General features: G+C 69.7%; 15 protein-coding genes and 1 riboswitch. Of the genes, 12 read left to right on the top strand and 3 right to left on the bottom strand.

From position 1 onward, the window contains the following. Positions 1-127: 127 nt before the first annotated feature. The 10 genes from RBJ77_RS01405 to RBJ77_RS01360 all read left to right on the top strand — a co-directional run bounded on the left by RBJ77_RS01405 (position 128) and on the right by RBJ77_RS01360 (position 10100). Positions 128-736, top strand: a complete 609-nt coding sequence (locus tag RBJ77_RS01405) for a CDP-alcohol phosphatidyltransferase family protein (protein WP_255978477.1) — start codon at positions 128-130, stop codon at positions 734-736. 114 nt (positions 737-850) lie between these two features. Beyond that, entirely contained in the window at positions 851-3346 is a 2496-nt protein-coding gene (locus RBJ77_RS01400; protein WP_372343263.1) for a sugar phosphate nucleotidyltransferase, read from the top strand. A 90-nt stretch (positions 3347-3436) separates the two neighbouring features. Beyond that, a complete protein-coding gene (locus tag RBJ77_RS01395) occupies positions 3437-4342 on the top strand; it encodes a DUF881 domain-containing protein (protein ID WP_372343262.1) in 906 nt (301 codons plus the stop codon). Then, on the top strand, positions 4339-4671 hold the full coding sequence (locus RBJ77_RS01390; RefSeq protein WP_008749169.1) for a small basic family protein: 333 nt from the start codon (positions 4339-4341) through the stop codon (positions 4669-4671). The genes RBJ77_RS01395 and RBJ77_RS01390 overlap by 4 nt, the downstream gene beginning before the upstream one ends. Before the next feature lie 5 nt (positions 4672-4676). Next, on the top strand, positions 4677-5543 hold the full coding sequence (locus RBJ77_RS01385) for a DUF881 domain-containing protein (RefSeq protein WP_372343261.1): 867 nt from the start codon (positions 4677-4679) through the stop codon (positions 5541-5543). 82 nt (positions 5544-5625) lie between these two features. Further along, complete coding sequence (locus tag RBJ77_RS01380) at positions 5626-6567, top strand: FHA domain-containing protein (protein ID WP_372343272.1); 942 nt, start codon at positions 5626-5628, stop codon at positions 6565-6567. Between the two features lie 27 nt (positions 6568-6594). Then, on the top strand, positions 6595-7326 hold the full coding sequence (locus RBJ77_RS01375; protein WP_372343260.1) for a MerR family transcriptional regulator: 732 nt from the start codon (positions 6595-6597) through the stop codon (positions 7324-7326). An 85-nt stretch (positions 7327-7411) separates the two neighbouring features. Continuing rightward, positions 7412-7885: a bifunctional nuclease family protein gene (locus RBJ77_RS01370; protein WP_005475662.1), complete on the top strand. Its 474-nt coding sequence runs from the start codon at positions 7412-7414 to the stop codon at positions 7883-7885. 192 nt (positions 7886-8077) lie between these two features. Further along, positions 8078-8698, top strand: coding sequence for a MerR family transcriptional regulator (locus RBJ77_RS01365; RefSeq protein ID WP_372343259.1), 621 nt, complete (start codon positions 8078-8080; stop codon positions 8696-8698). A gap of 46 nt (positions 8699-8744) precedes the next feature. After that, positions 8745-10100 carry a DNA polymerase IV gene (locus RBJ77_RS01360; RefSeq protein ID WP_372343258.1) on the top strand — a complete coding sequence of 452 codons (1356 nt, stop codon included), beginning with the start codon at positions 8745-8747 and terminating at the stop codon, positions 10098-10100. 11 nt (positions 10101-10111) lie between these two features. Here RBJ77_RS01360 and RBJ77_RS01355 read toward each other — a convergent pair whose 3' ends face one another. After that, positions 10112-10486, bottom strand: a complete 375-nt coding sequence (locus RBJ77_RS01355; RefSeq protein ID WP_372343257.1) for a PRC-barrel domain-containing protein — start codon at positions 10484-10486, stop codon at positions 10112-10114. A gap of 114 nt (positions 10487-10600) precedes the next feature. Next, positions 10601-10696: riboswitch (glycine riboswitch) on the top strand. Positions 10697-10880: 184 nt separating this feature from the next. Between RBJ77_RS01355 and gcvP the strand changes: the two genes are divergently transcribed. Beyond that, a complete protein-coding gene (gcvP, locus tag RBJ77_RS01350; protein ID WP_372343256.1) occupies positions 10881-13766 on the top strand; it encodes an aminomethyl-transferring glycine dehydrogenase in 2886 nt (961 codons plus the stop codon). A gap of 76 nt (positions 13767-13842) precedes the next feature. Here gcvP and RBJ77_RS01345 read toward each other — a convergent pair whose 3' ends face one another. Further along, positions 13843-14043: a DUF5999 family protein gene (locus tag RBJ77_RS01345; protein WP_305128558.1), complete on the bottom strand. Its 201-nt coding sequence runs from the start codon at positions 14041-14043 to the stop codon at positions 13843-13845. 346 nt (positions 14044-14389) lie between these two features. After that, positions 14390-14974, bottom strand: a complete 585-nt coding sequence (locus RBJ77_RS01340; protein WP_372343255.1) for a hypothetical protein — start codon at positions 14972-14974, stop codon at positions 14390-14392. A gap of 537 nt (positions 14975-15511) precedes the next feature. Between RBJ77_RS01340 and RBJ77_RS01335 the strand changes: the two genes are divergently transcribed. Then, positions 15512-17032, top strand: a complete 1521-nt coding sequence (locus RBJ77_RS01335; RefSeq protein WP_372343254.1) for a glutamate-cysteine ligase family protein — start codon at positions 15512-15514, stop codon at positions 17030-17032. The last annotated feature ends 2 nt before the right edge of the window (positions 17033-17034 follow it).

Genomic DNA, 17034 nt, shown 5'->3' with positions numbered 1-17034 from the left:
ATGCTCGGGAGTTGCGGCTTTTTTGCGTTCTGGAGGTCGTGGAGGCAGACCCCTGCCGTCGTGCCGGCGGAGACGGAGGGTAAAGTCATGGGGCATCGTTGGCTCGTTTCCCACAGGAGGCCCCCGGGTGGAGGTCCAGGAGACCCGTGTTCAGACCGACCGGGTCCTCACCATCCCGAACATCCTCAGCATGGCGCGTCTACTCGGCGTACCCCTCTTCCTGTGGCTGATCCTCAGGCCTGAGTTCGGTGGTCCCAAGAGCGACGGCTGGGCGTTGCTCGTGCTCGCGCTGAGCGGTGTCAGCGACTATCTCGACGGCAAGCTGGCCCGGCGCTGGAATCAGATCAGCAACCTCGGACGGCTCCTCGATCCCGCCGCCGACCGGCTCTACATTTTGTCCACCTTGGTCGGTTTGACCTGGCGCGACATTCTTCCCATTTGGTTGACCGCCGTACTGCTGGCGCGAGAACTGGTTCTCCTGGTGATGGTGGGGATCCTCAGGCGGCACGGCTATCCGCCGCCGCAGGTGAACTTCCTCGGCAAGGCCGCGACGTTCAACCTGATGTACGCGTTCCCGTTGCTGCTTCTGAGCGATGGAAGTGGCTGGATCCATGAGCTCGCTGCTATTTTCGGATGGGCGTTCGCCGGATGGGGTACAACGCTGTACTGGTGGGCAGGGATCCTCTACGTGGTTCAGGTCCGCCGTCTTGTGAAGGCGGACTCCAAGGCCGATTGAGCCCGCCATTGCGTGTTGGTTGAGGCCAGATGACCCCGACATAGACAATCGAGGGTCATTGAGGACGGGCGAAGTCGGCTAGACCGTCGTCTCTTCAAGGAGGACGCTTCCGACATGAAGGCCGTCGTGATGGCCGGAGGCGAAGGCACCCGCCTTCGCCCCATGACCTCGAGTATGCCCAAGCCGCTCCTGCCCGTGGCCAACCGGCCGATCATGGAGCACGTGCTCAGGTTGCTCAAGCGGCATGGGCTCACCGAAACCGTGGTCACTGTCCAGTTCCTGGCCTCATTGGTCAAGAACTATTTCGGTGACGGCGAAGAGCTCGGGATGGAGCTCACCTATGCCAACGAGGAGAAGCCACTCGGCACTGCCGGCAGCGTGAAGAACGCCGAGGAAGCGCTGAAGGACGATGCGTTCCTCGTCATCTCCGGTGACGCCCTGACTGATTTCGACCTCACCGAGCTCATCAATTTCCACAAGGAAAAGGGTGCGCTCGTCACCGTCTGTCTGACGCGTGTGCCCAATCCTCTTGAGTTCGGCATCACGATCGTCGACGAAGAGGGGAAGGTCGAGCGCTTCCTCGAGAAGCCGACCTGGGGACAGGTCTTCTCGGACACCGTGAATACGGGCATCTACGTGATGGAGCCCGAAGTCTTCGACTACGTCGAGGCCGATGTTCCGGTCGACTGGTCCGGGGACGTCTTCCCGCAGCTGATGAAGGAAGGCAAGCCCGTCTACGGCTATGTGGCCGAGGGGTACTGGGAGGACGTCGGCACCCACGAGAGCTATGTGAAGGCTCAGGCCGATGTGCTCGAGGGCAAGGTCGACGTGGAGCTCGACGGGTTCGAGATCTCCCCGGGAGTCTGGGTCGCCGAGGGCGCCGAGGTGCATCCCGACGCCGTGCTGCGTGGGCCGCTCTACATCGGTGACTACGCCAAGGTCGAGGCCGACGTCGAGATCCGCGAGCACACGGTGGTCGGCTCGAACGTCGTCGTGAAGAGCGGGGCCTTCCTGCACCGGGCCGTCGTCCACGACAACGTCTACATCGGTCGGCACAGTAATCTGCGGGGCTGCGTCGTCGGCAAGAACACCGACATCATGGGTGCCGCCCGGATCGAGGACGGAGCCGTCATCGGCGACGAGTGCCTCGTCGGTGAGGAATCGATCATCCAGGGCAATGTGCGCGTCTACCCCTTCAAGACGATCGAAGCCGGCGCCTTCGTCAACACGTCGGTGATCTGGGAGTCCCGCGGGCAGGCGCACCTGTTCGGCGCCAGGGGCGTCTCCGGGATCCTGAACGTGGAGATCACCCCGGAGCTCGCCGTGCGGCTCGCGGGAGCGTATGCGACGACCCTCAAGAAGGGGTCGACCGTCACCACCGCCCGTGACCACTCCCGTGGTGCCCGTGCGCTCAAGCGGGCCGTCATCTCCGCGTTGCAGGCCAGCGCCATCGACGTACGGGACCTGGAGAACGTGCCGCTGCCCGTCGCCCGGCAGCAGACCGCGCGGGGCAGTGCCGGCGGGATCATGATCAGGACGACACCCGGGGTGCCGGATTCCGTCGACATCATGTTCATCGACGAGCGCGGGGCCGACCTGTCGCAGGCGAGCCAGCGGAAGCTGGACCGGGTGTACGCGCGCCAGGAGTACCGGCGGGCGTTCCCCGGCGAGATCGGTGACCTGCACTTCCCGTCGAGCGTCTTCGACTCGTACACGGGCTCGCTGCTGCGGAACGTGGACACGACCGGGATCGCCGATGCCGGGCTCAAGGTCGTGGTCGACGCGTCCAACGGAAGCGCCGGGCTCGTGCTGCCCAGCCTGCTGGGGCGGCTCGGCGTCGACTCGCTGACCATCAATCCGGGGCTCGACGAATCGCGGCCCACGGAGACGGCGGACGCCCGGCGGTCCGGGCTCGTGCGGCTCGGCGAGATCGTGGCGTCGGCGCGGGCCGCCTTCGGGGTGCGGTTCGACCCGGTCGGTGAACGGCTCTCGCTGGTCGACGAGAAGGGGCGGATCGTCGAGGACGACCGTGCGCTCCTGGTCATGCTCGACCTGGTGGCGGCCGAGCGGCGCAGCGGGCGGGTGGCCCTGCCGGTGACGACGACGCGCATCGCCGAGCAGGTCGCCGCGTACCACGGGACGCAGGTGGAATGGACGACCACGTCGCCCGACGATCTGACGCGCGTGGGCCGGGACGAGTCGACGATCTTCGGTGGTGACGGGCGTGGTGGGTTCATCGTGCCCGAGTTCAGCAGCGTCTTCGACGGGGCCGCGGCCTTCGTGCGGCTCATCGGGCTCGTGGCGCGTACACAGCTGACCTTGAGCCAGATCGACGCGCGGATTCCGCGGGCCCACGTGATCAAGCGGGACCTGGCGACGCCGTGGGCCGTGAAGGGGCTCGTCATGCGGCGGGTCGTGGAGGAGGCCGGCGACCGGTCGGTGGACACCACCGACGGTGTGCGGGTCGTGGAGGCCGACGGGCGCTGGGTCATGGTGCTGCCCGACCCGGCCGAGGCCGTCACCCACCTGTGGGCCGAGGGGCCCGACGACGCCTCCGCCCAGCAGCTGCTCGACGAGTGGTCGGCGGTCGTGGACAGCGCCGGACGCTGAGCCCGTACAGCACGCCGGTCGGTGCCCCCCAGGGGCGCCGACCGGCGCGTCGGTGGGGCCATTCGGAGGTAGCGGCCACCACGTGCGACGATGTGCGGCATGCCGCAGCAGCCCCCCGTTCGGAGCACCCCCAAGCGCCCCTCGCGCCCCGATGCTTCCATGTCGCTGCTGACCAATGTGATGGACCACAGCCTGGACGACGGTTACGCGGAGGCCGCGGCCCGTAAGCAGGCGCAGGGACAGAGCGGACTGCCGAAGACACTGCGGGCGAAACTGGGACTCGCGGCCGGGCTGGTACTCGCCGCGCTCGTGGTGACCGTGGGCGCCGCGGAGGCGCGGATCGCCGCCCCCGTCGTGGCCAAGGAGCGCGAGGAGCTCATCGACCGCATCGACCAGGAGACCGAGTCCGCCGACAAGTTGGAGGACCGGGTCGACTCGCTGCGGACCGACGTGGGGAACATGCAGCGCGAGGCGCTGAAGAAGCACGGCGGTGAGCAGGGCGAGCTGGTGGGTCTGCTGTCGGGGGCCGTCGCCGTGCACGGTCCCGGCGTGCGGCTCGTCGTCGACGACGCCAAGTCGGCGCAGACAGGTGGCGGTGGCGGGCCGCGGGAGAGCGCGGGCTTCTCCGACACCGGTCGGGTACGCGACCGGGACATGCAGAGGGTCGTCAACGGTCTGTGGCAGTCCGGTGCCGAGGCCGTCAGCATCAACGGACAGCGGCTCACCGCACTGTCCGCGATCAGGGCCGCGGGTGACGCGATACTGGTCGACAACAAGCCGCTGGTGCCGCCGTACACGGTGCTCGCGGTGGGGGACGGACAGCGGCTGAGCACCCGGTTCCAGAACAGTCCTGACGGGATGTATCTGCACGCCCTGCAGGAGAACTTCGGGATCCGGACCAGCATTTCGGCCCAGGACGACATCAAGGTTCCGGCCGCCCCCAGCGTGATCGTTCGTACAGCACAGCCGAGAGCAGAGCAGAAGGGCACATCGTGATCGCCGTACTGGGCCTCGTCGTGGGAGTCGTGGTCGGGCTGTTCGTCCGGCCCGAGGTTCCGGCGGTCGTCGAGCCTTACCTTCCGATCGCCGTGGTCGCGGCGCTCGACGCGGTGTTCGGCGGGCTGCGCGCCATGCTGGACGGGATCTTCGACGACAAGGTCTTCGTCGTGTCGTTCCTGTCGAACGTGGTCGTGGCCGCGCTCATCGTCTTCCTGGGCGACAAGCTGGGCGTCGGCGCGCAGTTGTCGACCGGTGTCGTCGTGGTGCTGGGCATCCGAATCTTCTCCAACGCGGCCGCCATCCGACGGCACGTGTTCCGGGCGTGAGGCCGATGAGCGACGCAGACGAGAACGGCGAGCGGAACACCCCCGCCGAGCAGGAGCACCGGCTGCGCAGGGAGCTGCCGGCCGAGGTCGCCTCGGAGCCGGGAGCGCCCGGGGCGCAGGCGCCGGAGCAGTCCGGCGAGCCGCAGCTGACCGGGCGTCAGCGGCTCGTGAAGGGACTGTGGCCGCCGCGCGTGTCGCGCGCCCAACTCACGGTGGCTGTGCTGCTGTTCGTACTGGGCCTCGGACTCGCCATCCAGGTGCGGTCCACGAGCGACAACAGCGCGCTGCGCGGTGCCCGTCAGGAAGATCTTGTGCGCATCCTCGATGAACTCGACGACCGTACGCAGCGTCTGGAGGATGAGAAGCAGGGTCTGGAGGACCAGCGCACCGAACTGGAGAACAGCTCGGACCAGGCCGAGGAGGCCCGCAAGCAGACGGTCGAGAAGGAACGTCAACTCGGCATTCTGGCGGGCACCGTGGCCGCGCAGGGCCCCGGGATCACGATGACGGTCACGGACACGAAGGGGGCCGTCGAGGCGGACATGCTGCTCGACGCGATCCAGGAGCTGCGGGCCGCCGGCGCGGAGGCGATCCAGGTGAATGACGTCCGCGTCGTGGCCAACACGTATCTGACGGACGGAACCGGAGGGAAGGGGGTGAGCGTGGACGGACACAAGATCAGTCAGCCGTATCGCTTCAAGGTCATCGGCAAGCCGCAGGACCTCGAACCGGCGCTCAACATCCCTGGAGGTGTGGTGCAGACGTTGGAGAAGGAGCAGGCCACGGTCGCCGTGAGCCGCTCGGAGAAGATCGTCGTGGACGCCTTGCGGGCAGCGCAGCGGCCTGACTACGCTCGGTCGTCCTCGCGGTGAGGCGGGGGTGTATGGGGGATGTCGTGCGTGGGCATGAGGTTGCGGGGGGTCGGCGCACCATACGCGGGGTGCGTGGTGGAAACTGTTTGGCGGATACGGACGTTGTGAGGATGTCCGTGTCAGTGATGTACGCCGATGTGTGCAGTCAGGGTTCGTCCTGCCCCACGGGCGGGTCTGTTTCGGTCAAGGGGAATCGCCCGTGAAGTTGTTTGCGAAGTTGTTCGGCAAGAGCGCACGTGAGGACAACCGTCATCGTGCGCCGCGCCAGGGAGATGTGCCGGAGACGCAGGTGGGCGAGCGCCCGCTCTTCCGGGATCAGGTCGGCGGTGACAATTCGGGCGGACAGGGCGCGTCGTCTGTTGACCCTGCCGGTTCCGGCCGCATAGGTTTCGGGGAACCGTCAACCTCAAGTACGGGTGGAGGGTTTGGTCCCGGCCCGTACGCGTCCCAAGCCCCCGCGGGGCAGCCGCGGCAGGAGGATCCGTCCATGTCGGCCCTGGTGTGTACGAGGTGCGGAAACCGGAACGGCGAGAACAGCCGGTTCTGCTCCAACTGCGGTGCGCCGCTGCGTGGCGGTGCGGCGCCGGAGGGGCCGTCCGAGACGACGTCCACGATCTCCATCTCGGGGCTCGAGTCGTACGACCCGGAGGCCACCGGCCAGACGCAGCTGCCGGCCCTGTCGCCCGAGGCGCAGGCCGCGGTCGACGCCCTGCCGCTCGGCTCGGCGCTCCTGGTGGTGCGCCGCGGTCCGAACTCGGGCAGCCGCTTCCTCCTGGACGGCGAGCTGACCACGGCGGGCCGCCACCCGCAGAGCGACATCTTCCTGGACGACGTGACCGTGTCGCGCCGCCACGTGGAGTTCCGTCGCCTGCAGGACGGCTCGTTCACCGTCGCCGACGTCGGCAGCCTCAACGGGACGTACGTGAACCGTGAGCGCATCGACTCCGTGACGCTGAACAACGGCGACGAGGTGCAGATCGGCAAGTACCGGCTGGTGTTCTACGCGAGCCAGCGAGGTATCTGAACCGTCAGCGAACCTTCAGGAAGGTCCATGCTTCACACACCGAGGGGCGGTGCCGCAGGCGGCACCGCCACCATGGACAGTCGGCTGATGAGCATCGGCACCGTACTGAACGTGCTGCGCGAGGAGTTCCCCGAAGTCACCATCTCCAAGATCAGGTTCTTGGAGTCGGAGGGCCTCATCGAGCCACAGCGGACGCCTTCGGGCTACCGCAAGTTCAGCCCGGACGACGTCGAGCGGCTCGCGCACGTCCTGCGGATGCAGCGGGACCACTACCTGCCCCTGAAGGTCATCAAGGAGCAGCTCGACGCCCTGGAGCGGGGCGAGTCCCTGCCCGTTCCCGCTCCTGGGCGACCCGGTGACGTGGGCGAGGAGGGCGACGACGGCCCGACGGCCGCCCGGGTCGGCCGGGACGAGCTGCTCGCCGCCGCCGGGATCGACGCGGCGGAGCTCGCCGAGTGGGAGTCGTACGGGCTCATCGCCCCGTTGCCGGACGGGGCCTACGACGCCTCGGCCGTACTCGTCGCCGAGCTGGTGAGCGAGCTGGGGCGGTTCGGCATCGAGCCCCGGCACCTGCGGGTCATGCGGGCCGCCGCGGACCGGGAGGCCGGGCTGATCGACTCGGTCGTGGCACCGCTCAAGGTGCATCGCAACCCGCAGACCAGGGCCCTCGCGCAGGCTCGCGCCAAGGAGATGGCGGGCCTCACGGTGAGGTTGCACGCGGCACTTGTGCAGACCGCTCTCGGGGTGCGTCTGCCCTGATCGCAGGGCGGGCGAGCGGCGTAGGCCCGGCTTGCGGCGCATGCCCGACTACCCAAACCGGCCGGGCACGTCCTAGGGTTGCTGTGTGAACGAGCTCGACGTCGTAGGTGTCCGGGTCGAAATGCCCTCCAACCAACCGATCGTGCTCCTGCGTGAAGTGGGAGGCGACCGCTACCTCCCCATCTGGATCGGACCGGGGGAGGCGACGGCCATTGCCTTCGCCCAGCAGGGCATGGCCCCCGCGCGTCCGCTGACGCACGACCTGTTCAAGGACGTGCTGGAGGCGGTCGGACAGGAGCTCACCGAAGTACGCATCACGGATCTGCGGGAAGGCGTCTTCTACGCGGAGCTGGTCTTCGCGAGCGGCGTCGAGGTCAGCGCCCGCCCGTCCGACGCCATAGCGCTCGCCCTGCGCACCGGAACGCCGATCTTCGGCAGTGACGGGGTCCTGGACGACGCCGGGATCGCGATCCCGGACGAGCAGGAGGACGAGGTGGAGAAGTTCCGCGAGTTCCTCGACCAGATCTCGCCCGAGGACTTCGGGACCAACAGCCAGTGACTGGCGTGCAGTGACCAGGAGGCGGTCGCCCTACGGCGGCCGCCTCGGCACATTCGGCTAGCCTTTCCCCGCGGTCGGACACGGGAAACCACTCCTAGGGTGATTATCACTCGGCGTGGCGAGTGTGGCGTTCGTTGACGCACCCCCTGCGACTGCCTACCGTCGAGAAGGCAGGTCAATGAGGAGGTCGGCGTGAGAAGCAGCGGCGACGGTACGGCGACGGGCGGTCCGTACTCGTTTCACGGCAGCGCGGCCGATCACGCTCCGCAGCGCCCGCAGGTGGTGCCTGCGGTGGCGGGGGAGAACGGCGACGCGACTTCCGAGCAGATCGGATACCGGGGGCCGACCGCGTGTGCCGCGGCCGGGATCACCTACCGGCAGCTCGACTATTGGGCCAGAACCGGTCTTGTGGAGCCCAGCGTGCGGCCCGCCTACGGGTCGGGGACGCAGCGTCTGTACAGCTTCCGGGACGTGGTCGTCCTCAAGGTCGTCAAGCGGTTCCTGGACACGGGCGTCTCGCTGCAGAACATCCGCACCGCGGTGCAGCACCTGCGCGAGCAGGGCTTCCGGGACCTGGAGCGGATGACGCTGATGAGCGACGGGGCGACGGTCTACGAGTGCACGTCGCCGGCCGAGGTGCACGATCTGCTCCAGGGCGGGCAGGGGATCTTCGGGATCGCCGTCGGCGTGGTGTGGCGGGACGTGGAGAGCGCCCTGTCCCAGCTGCACGGCGAGCGCGTGGACACCGGCGAGACGCTCGTCGGGCACCATCCCGCGGACGAGCTCGCGAGGCGGCGCAACCGGGCCGTGTGAGGCTCGTACGGCCGCGTTGTCAGTGGCGTAGGGCAGCATCGAGCACGTGAGAGCCGCGCCCACGATCCTGCATCTCGACATGGATGCCTTCTACGCCTCTGCGGAGCAGGCGGCGAAGCCGAGCCTGCGCGGGAAAGCGGTCGTCGTCGGCGGGCTCGGGCCCCGTGGTGTGGTGGCGACGGCGTCGTACGAGGCGCGCAGGTTCGGGGTGCACTCCGCGATGCCGATGGGGCAGGCGCGGCGGCTCGCGCCCCATGCCGCGTACCTCGTGCCGCGGTTCCGGCTGTACCGGGAGGTCAGCGAGCAGGTGATGGCGCTTCTGCGGGCGCTCTCGCCGCTGGTGGAGCCCTTGAGCCTGGACGAGGCGTTCGTCGATCTGGAGGCCGGTGAGGCGGCCTGGGACGAGGTTTCCGCCGAGGCCGTCGGGATGCGGTTGCGAGCCGACATCCGGCGGGTCACCGGGCTCACCGGGTCGGTGGGGCTCGCCGCGTCCAAGATGGTGGCCAAGATCGCCTCGGAGGAGGCCAAGCCGGACGGGCTCGTGCTGATACGTCCGGGCACCGAGCGGGCGCTGCTCGCCCCGAAGTCCGTGCGGATCCTGCCGGGCGTCGGGCCCGCGACCGGGGACCACCTGCGGCGGGCCGGCATCCTCACCGTGGCGGAGATCGCCGAGGCGGGCGAGGACGAGCTGGTGCGGCTGCTCGGCAAGGCGCACGGCGGCCATCTGTACGCCATGGCGCTCGCGCACGACGAGCGCCCTGTGGTCGCCGAGCGGGACTCGAAGTCCGTGTCGGTCGAGGACACGTACGACGTGGACATCCACGACCGGGTGCGGGTCCGCATGGAGGTGCAGCGGCTCGCGGACCGGTGCGTGGAGCGGCTGCGGGGGGCCGGGCGGTCGGGGCGGACCGTGGTGCTGAAGGTGCGCAGGTACGACTTCTCGACCTTGACGCGGTCCGAGACCCTGCGGGGGCCGACGGACGATCCCGCGGTCGTGCGGGAGGCCGCCGCGCGGCTGCTCGAGGCGGTGGACACGACCGGTGGGGTGCGGCTGCTCGGCGTCGGCGTCAGCGGCCTCGCCGACTACACGCAGGAGGACCTCTTCGCCCAGGCCGCCGCGGCCGAGGAGGCCGAGGACGTGGACCGGGACACCGCCGTGGCTCAGGAGGAGGCCGCCGAGGAGGCGGCCCCCGCCGAGCAGCCGGCCGAGCGGAGATGGATGGCCGGGCACGATGTGCGGCACGCCGAGTTCGGCGCCGGGTGGGTGCAGGGGAGCGGGGTGGGGCGGGTGACGGTGCGGTTCGAGACGCCGTACTCGACGGGGCCGGGGCGGGTCAGGACGTTCGCGGTGGACGATCCCGAGCTGGAGCCGGCCGACCCGCTGCCCCTCGTCGAGCTGTAGCGGCCCGGGGATCAGGTCGGGTCGTCCTCCGTGCCCGCGATGTGGCCGAACGTGACGTCGGGGGACTGCGGGGCCGTGATGTCCAGGCCGTAGTGGTGGTAGAGCTGGAGTTCCTGCTCGGGGGAGAGGTGGCGGCCCACGCCGAAGTCCGGGGCGTCCTTGATCAGGGAGCGCTCGAAGGGGACGTGCAGGATGCCGTCGACCAGTTCGCTCGGCTCCAGGGGGACGAAGGCGTCGCGGCTGAAGAGCCCCGTCCGTATCGCGGCCCATTCCGGGACGCCCGTGGCGTCGTCGAGGTAGACCTCGTCGATCGTGCCGATCTTTGTCCCGTTGCGGTCGAACGCCTTGCGGCCGATCAGATTGCGCGGATCGACATCGGTCTGCACGGTGCCTCCAGCTGATCGCAACTCATCTGTAAGCACTACGAAAGAGCACATTGGGGATGGCGGCCACTCGAGGGTTCGGGTCAAGTCGCCGCTGGTAGGCTGGCAGACGGCTGCTGACCCCGTGCGGGAGAGTCCTCCGACCGTCGTCGGAGGCGCCGAAGGAGCAACTCCTCCCCGGAATCTCTCAGGCCCCTGTACCGCACGGACGAGGTCACTCTGGAAAGCAGGGCGGGGTGCACGGTTCCCGCTCTCACCGACGGTGAAAGTCGGCGTGCTCCGTGTTCTCGCGGGCGGGCCGGTGAAGCTCTCAGGTTGAGATGACAGAGGGGGAGGCCGTCCGGGCACCCGCGCCGTGGTGCCCCTCGCAGGTCGCAATGACCAGGAGGCCTCCGCCATGACCGCCAATCGTATTCCGCTCTCCCGGCTGGAGCAGGGAATCCCCTTCGAGCAGCGCCACATCGGTCCTGACGACGCCGCGCAGGCCAAGATGCTCGCGCAGGTCGGCTACGGCTCGCTCGACGAGCTGACGGCGGCCGCGGTGCCGGACGTCATCAAGAGCGCCGAGGCGCTCGCGCTGCCGGGTGCCAGGACCGAGGCCGAGGTGCTCGCCGAGCTCCGCTCCCTCGCCGATCGCAACCAGGTGCTCGGTTCCATGATCGGGCTCGGCTACTACGGGACGTTCACGCCGCCCGTCATCCTGCGCAACGTCATGGAGAACCCGTCCTGGTACACGGCCTACACGCCGTACCAGCCGGAGATCTCGCAGGGCCGCCTGGAGGCGCTGCTCAACTTCCAGACCATGGTCGCCGAGCTGACCGGGCTGCCGACCTCCGGCGCCTCCCTGCTCGACGAGGGCACGGCCGCCGCCGAGGCGATGGCGCTGTCGCGGCGCATCGGCAAGGTCAAGAACGGCGTCTACGTCGTCGACGCCGACGCGCTGCCGCAGACCGTCGCCGTGATCGAGACGCGGGCCGAGCCGACCGGCGTCGAGATCGTCGTCGCCGACCTGAGCGACGGGATCCCCGCCGAGGTCGCCGAGCGCGGTGTGGTGGGCGTCCTCGTGCAGTACCCCGGTGCCTCCGGCGCCGTGCGGGACATCAAGCCCGTCGTCGACCAGGCGCACGAGCTGGGCGCGATCGTCACCGTCGCCGCCGACCTGCTCGCCCTCACGCTGCTGACCTCGCCCGGTGAGCTGGGCGCGGACATCGCCGTCGGTACGACGCAGCGGTTCGGTGTGCCGATGGGCTTCGGCGGGCCGCACGCCGGTTACATGGCGGTGCGCGAGAAGTTCGCGCGGTCGCTGCCGGGCCGCCTCGTGGGCGTGTCCGTCGACGCCGACGGGAACAAGGCGTACCGCCTGGCCCTGCAGACGCGTGAGCAGCACATCCGCCGCGAGAAGGCGACCAGCAACATCTGCACCGCCCAAGTGCTGCTCGCCGTGATGGCCGGCATGTACGCCGTCTACCACGGGCCGGAGGGCCTGAAGTCCATCGCGCGGCGCACCCACCGGTACGCCAACGTGCTGGCCGCCGGTCTGACGGCGGGCGGCGTCGAGGTCGTGCACGGCGCGTACTTCGACACCGTGACCGTACGCGTGCCGGGCAAGGCCGCCGACGTGGTGCGCGCCGCCCGCGAGGCCGGGGTCAACCTGCGGCTCGTCGACGCCGACCTGGTGTCGGTCGCCTGCGACGAGACGACCACGCGGGACCAGCTCGCCGCGGTGTGGGGTGCCTTCGGGGTCGACGCGGACATCGAGGCGCTGGACGCCGAGGTCGCCGAGGCGCTGCCCGAGGGGCTGCTGCGCACCGACGACTTCCTCGCGCACCCGGTGTTCCACCAGTACCGCTCCGAGACCGCGATGCTGCGCTACCTGCGCCGGCTCGCCGACCGGGACTACGCGCTGGACCGCGGCATGATCCCGCTGGGCTCCTGCACGATGAAGCTCAACGCGACGACGGAGATGGAGCCGGTCACCTGGCCCGAGTTCGGCCAGCTGCACCCGTTCGTCCCCGCCGAGCAGGCGAAGGGCTATCTGACGCTCATCAAGGAACTGGAGGAGCGGCTCGCCGAGGTCACCGGCTACGACAAGGTGTCGCTGCAGCCGAACGCCGGGTCGCAGGGCGAGCTGGCCGGTCTGCTCGCCGTCCGCGGGTACCACCGGGCCAACGGTGACGAGCAGCGCACCGTGTGTCTCATCCCGTCGTCCGCGCACGGCACGAACGCGGCGAGCGCCGTGATGGCCGGCATGAAGGTCGTCGTCGTCAAGACCGCCGACGACGGCGAGGTCGACATCGACGACCTGCGGGCCAAGATCGAGCAGTACGCCGACCAGCTCGCCGTCCTCATGATCACGTACCCGTCGACGCACGGCGTCTTCGAGGAGCACGTCGCCGACATCTGCGGTGCGGTGCACGACGCGGGCGGCCAGGTGTACGTCGACGGCGCCAACCTCAACGCGCTGGTCGGGCTCGCCAAGCCGGGGCACTTCGGTGGCGACGTCTCGCACCTGAACCTGCACAAGACGTTCTGCATCCCGCACGGCGGCGGCGGTCCGGGTGTCGGCCCCGTCGGTGTGCGCGAGCACCTCGCGCCGTACCTGCCGAACCACCCGCTGCAGCCGAGCGCCGGTCCCGAGACGGGCGTCGGCCCGATCTCCGCCGCGCCGTGGGGCTCCGCCGGGATCCTGCCGATCTCGTGGGCGTACGTCCGGCTCATGGGCGGCGAGGGCCTCAAGCGCGCGACGCAGGTCGCCGTGCTCTCGGCCAACTACATCGCCAAGCGGCTCGAGCCGCACTTCCCGGTGCTGTACACCGGCCCCGCCGGGCTGGTCGCGCACGAGTGCATCATCGACCTGCGGCCGATCAGCAAGGCGACGGGGGTCAGCGTCGACGACATCGCCAAGCGGCTCATCGACTACGGGTTCCACGCGCCGACCATGTCGTTCCCGGTGGCGGGGACGCTGATGATCGAGCCGACCGAGAGCGAGGACATCGGTGAGCTCGACCGCTTCTGCGAGGCGATGATCGCCATTCGCGGGGAGATCGAGAAGGTCGCGTCGGGCGAGTGGCCGGCGGAGGACAACCCGCTGCGGAACGCTCCGCACACGGCCGGGATGCTGGGCGGCGACTGGGCGCACGCCTACACCCGCGAGGAGGGTGTCTTCCCCGCCGGGGTCGAGGCCTCCGACAAGTACTGGCCGCCGGTGCGCCGGATCGACCAGGCCTTCGGCGACCGGAACCTGGTCTGCTCCTGCCCGCCGCTGGACGCCTACGAGGCGTGACGGTCGAGGGGGCTGCGCGGCCGCCGGCTGAGTGCGGCTGGTCGCGCAGTTCCCCGCGCCCCTGACGGGGCGACTCCTACGCCGCCGTCACCACCGGGCCCAGCGGGCGGTGCGGAGCGATGATCGTGCCGTTGGGCAGCAGCTCGCCCGTGTCCTCGAACAGGAGGACCCCATTGCACAGCAGGCTCCAGCCCTGCTCCGGGTGGTGGGCCACGGGGAGCGCGGCTTCCCGGTCCGCGGATTCAGCTGTCGGGCAAGAAGGCTTGTGCTGGCACATGGATGGGATCTTTCGCTGCGAAGTGATGTCGATGACGTTGCTGTCCGTGCTGCGGCTCGAAGGCTTGTTCATGGCCGCCCCCCGTTTTCATTCGGTCCGGAACCCAGTGTTGCCCTGTGGGCGTCAATCCGCAGGGATTTCGTAGCAGCGGTCCTCACTGGATGGAGACGCATCACCCGCACGGACGGTTCAGTTCAACTGCACTGTCCCTTCGGGTGGTTCGGGGTGGCCGGACCGGGCTAGTCCGGTGGGGGCCCGGCGGGGCCGGCGCGCATGGCTGTGCCCCGCGACCGGACGGCGGACGGTGCGGGGCACAGGTCTGGTGGTGGGTCGGTCTCCGGTCGCGTCAGGCGAGCAGGGTGGCCCGGGCGGGCGTCAGTCGGTGGGTGAGGACGGGCAGCAGCTCCGCCACCCGGTGCGGGCGGTGGGCGGCGATGCCGGGGGGCGCGGGGGCGAGCGGGACCAGGAGGTCGTCGGCCGCCGGATGGCCGCTCGCGGCGTCGGCCGTGCAGTCGCCGTGCAGCCACAGCGTCAGCATGTAGAGCTCGGGCACCGAGAGCAGCCGTGGCTGGTAGCGCTTCGGCAGGGATTCCGCCTGGCGCAGGGCCCGCTCGGTGGACGTGACGTAGGGGCCTTCGAAGAAGTGCGAGAAGGTCCAGCCGTCGGGAGTGAGCATGGTGTCGGCCGCGGCCACCGCCCGATCCCCGCAGCGGATCAGGAAGCGCCAGCCGGTGAGGCGGGCGCGGGAGGGTCCGGTGGTCTCGGTGATGTGGTCCAACACGTGGACGGGCAGAGGGAGTTCGGGACTGGCTGGTCCCTGTGCGGCGCGCAGGGACGGGGTGCGGGCCTCACGGACGGCGGTGGGGGAACCGAGGGCCGTGAGAACGCTGCGCAGGGCGGGCGCGGGAGCCGGGGGGACATGCAGCGGCATGGTGGGTCGCCTCTCATTCGACAGGCACGTGGTACGAGGGCGGTGCGGGACGAGCGGACGGCGCTGTCAGCTGCGGAGTGCGTAGGAGTACGCGGGAGTGCGCGGGCCAGAGGGGGCGGGGGCCTCGGCCGCGGGCGCCAACTCTCTGTCTCGTCCGCGGAGTTTATACGACGCGTGTTCACACGGTGTTTCCGCTAGCACGTCCCGAGAGCTGGGCAAGGTGCTATTCGGTCGTCGTTCTGCCGCTGTTTCGTGGGTATTCTTCCGGGTATCCGGTGAGCAGTGCCCCGATGACCTCGGCGTCTTTCGAGCGGGCGGTCGGCCGATTCCGATCGGTGTTTTTCACCAGATCCGTGACGAATGAATCTGCGGACGGCCGCATGCCTAAGGAATGTGCCGCGGGGTAACTGCCAGGAGCGTACTGCTCCGCGCGCCCGCGCGGGGCGTTATCGATCACATTGCCTGGGCATCATCCACCGTGACACGCGGCCGGGACGGGATTTCGCCGGGTCGCCCATGCGAGGAGGGGACGCTTCCATGGGGGAGAAGGTCGTTGCGGGAGCGGTCGATCTGGCCGACCGGCGGCGCTACCGGGACAAGCTCAAGGAGTGTCTGGAGGGACTCGCGCGGCTGCTGGAGGAGAAGCGGTTCGACCGGCCGAGGAATCTCATGGGTCTGGAGATCGAGCTGAATCTCGCGGGGCCCGACGGCATGCCGAGAATGATGAATGCGGAAGTACTGGAGCGCATTGCGAGCCGTGATTTCCAGACCGAACTCGCGATGTTCAATCTCGAAGTGAACATTGCGCCGCACCGGCTCGGCGGGCGCGTTCTCGACCAGCTCGCGGAAGAGCTGCGCACCGGGCTCGGCTATGCCCACCGCAAGGCCAACGAGGTCGATGCGGGCATCGTGATGATCGGCATTCTGCCGACGCTGAGCCAGCAGGACCTGGTCTCCGCGAACCTCTCCGACGTCGACCGCTACACGCTGCTCAACGATCAGATCGTCGCCGCGCGCGGCGAGGACTTCGCGCTCGACATCGCCGGGGTGGAGCGGCTGACCTGCACGTCGTCGTCGATCGCGCCCGAAGCGGCGTGCACGTCCGTGCAGTTGCACCTCCAGGTCACCCCCGACCGGTTCGCGGACGTGTGGAACGCGGCGCAGGCGGTGACGGCGGTACAGATCGCCCTGGGCGCCAACGCGCCGTTCCTGTTCGGGCGCGAGCTGTGGCGGGAGTCGCGGCCGCCGCTGTTCCAGCAGTCCACGGACACCCGGCCGCCCGAGCTGGCGGCCCAGGGGGTGCGGCCGCGGACCTGGTTCGGGGAGCGGTGGATCTCGTCGGCGTACGACCTCTTCGAGGAGAACCTGAAGTACTTTCCGCCGCTGCTGCCGATCCTGGACGAGGAGCGGCCGCTCGACGTCCTCGACGAGGGCGGGGTGCCGAGCCTCGCCGAACTCGTGCTGCACAACGGCACCGTGTACCGCTGGAACCGGCCCGTGTACGGGATCGTCGACGGCGTGCCGCACCTGCGCGTGGAGAACCGGGTGCTGCCCGCGGGGCCCACCGTCACCGACGTCATCGCCAACGCCGCCTTCTACTACGGCATCGTCCGCGCGCTCGCCGAGGACGCGCGGCCCGTGTGGTCGCGGCTCTCCTTCGACGCGGCCGCCCGCAACTTCGACGAGGCCTGCCGGCACGGCATCGAGGCCCGGCTCGAATGGCCGCGCCGGGGCCGGTTCGGGGGCACGGAACGGGTGCCGGCCGTGGCCCTCGTACGGGACGAGCTGCTGCCGCTCGCGGCCGCCGGGCTCGACGCGTGGGGTGTCGAACCGGCCGACCGCGACCACTACCTGGGCGTGATCGAGGAGCGGTGCCGGCTGCGGACGAACGGGGCGGCGTGGCAGGCGGCGACGTACCACCGGGCCCTGGAGAGCGGACTCGCGCGGGACGCGGCGCTGGCGGCGACCACCCGCAGGTACTGCGAGCTGATGCACGTCGGGGAGCCCGTGCACAGCTGGCCGGTGGGGCTGCCCGCGCCCGCGGTGCCGCTGGGCTGAGC

This window comes from Streptomyces sp. KL116D (assembly GCF_030766975.1).
GTDB classification, from domain to species: Bacteria; Actinomycetota; Actinomycetes; order Streptomycetales; family Streptomycetaceae; genus Streptomyces; species Streptomyces longispororuber_A.
Note: the sequence above shows the minus strand (reverse complement) of the source record. Positions and strands in the feature narration are given on the sequence as shown.

Bases quoted from the DNA above. Each gene is read 5' to 3' on its own strand.
- RBJ77_RS01400 (WP_372343263.1), top strand. From the start codon at position 851: ATGAAGGCCGTCGTGATGGCCGGAGGCGAAGGCACCCGCCTTCGCCCC.
- RBJ77_RS01395 (WP_372343262.1), top strand. From the start codon at position 3,437: ATGTGCGGCATGCCGCAGCAGCCCCCCGTTCGGAGCACCCCCAAGCGC.
- RBJ77_RS01385 (WP_372343261.1), top strand. From the start codon at position 4,677: ATGAGCGACGCAGACGAGAACGGCGAGCGGAACACCCCCGCCGAGCAG.
- RBJ77_RS01375 (WP_372343260.1), top strand. From the start codon at position 6,595: ATGCTTCACACACCGAGGGGCGGTGCCGCAGGCGGCACCGCCACCATG.
- gcvP (WP_372343256.1), top strand. From the start codon at position 10,881: ATGACCGCCAATCGTATTCCGCTCTCCCGGCTGGAGCAGGGAATCCCC.
- RBJ77_RS01345 (WP_305128558.1), bottom strand. From the start codon at position 14,043: ATGTGCCAGCACAAGCCTTCTTGCCCGACAGCTGAATCCGCGGACCGG.
- RBJ77_RS01340 (WP_372343255.1), bottom strand. From the start codon at position 14,974: ATGCCGCTGCATGTCCCCCCGGCTCCCGCGCCCGCCCTGCGCAGCGTT.
- RBJ77_RS01335 (WP_372343254.1), top strand. From the start codon at position 15,512: ATGGGGGAGAAGGTCGTTGCGGGAGCGGTCGATCTGGCCGACCGGCGG.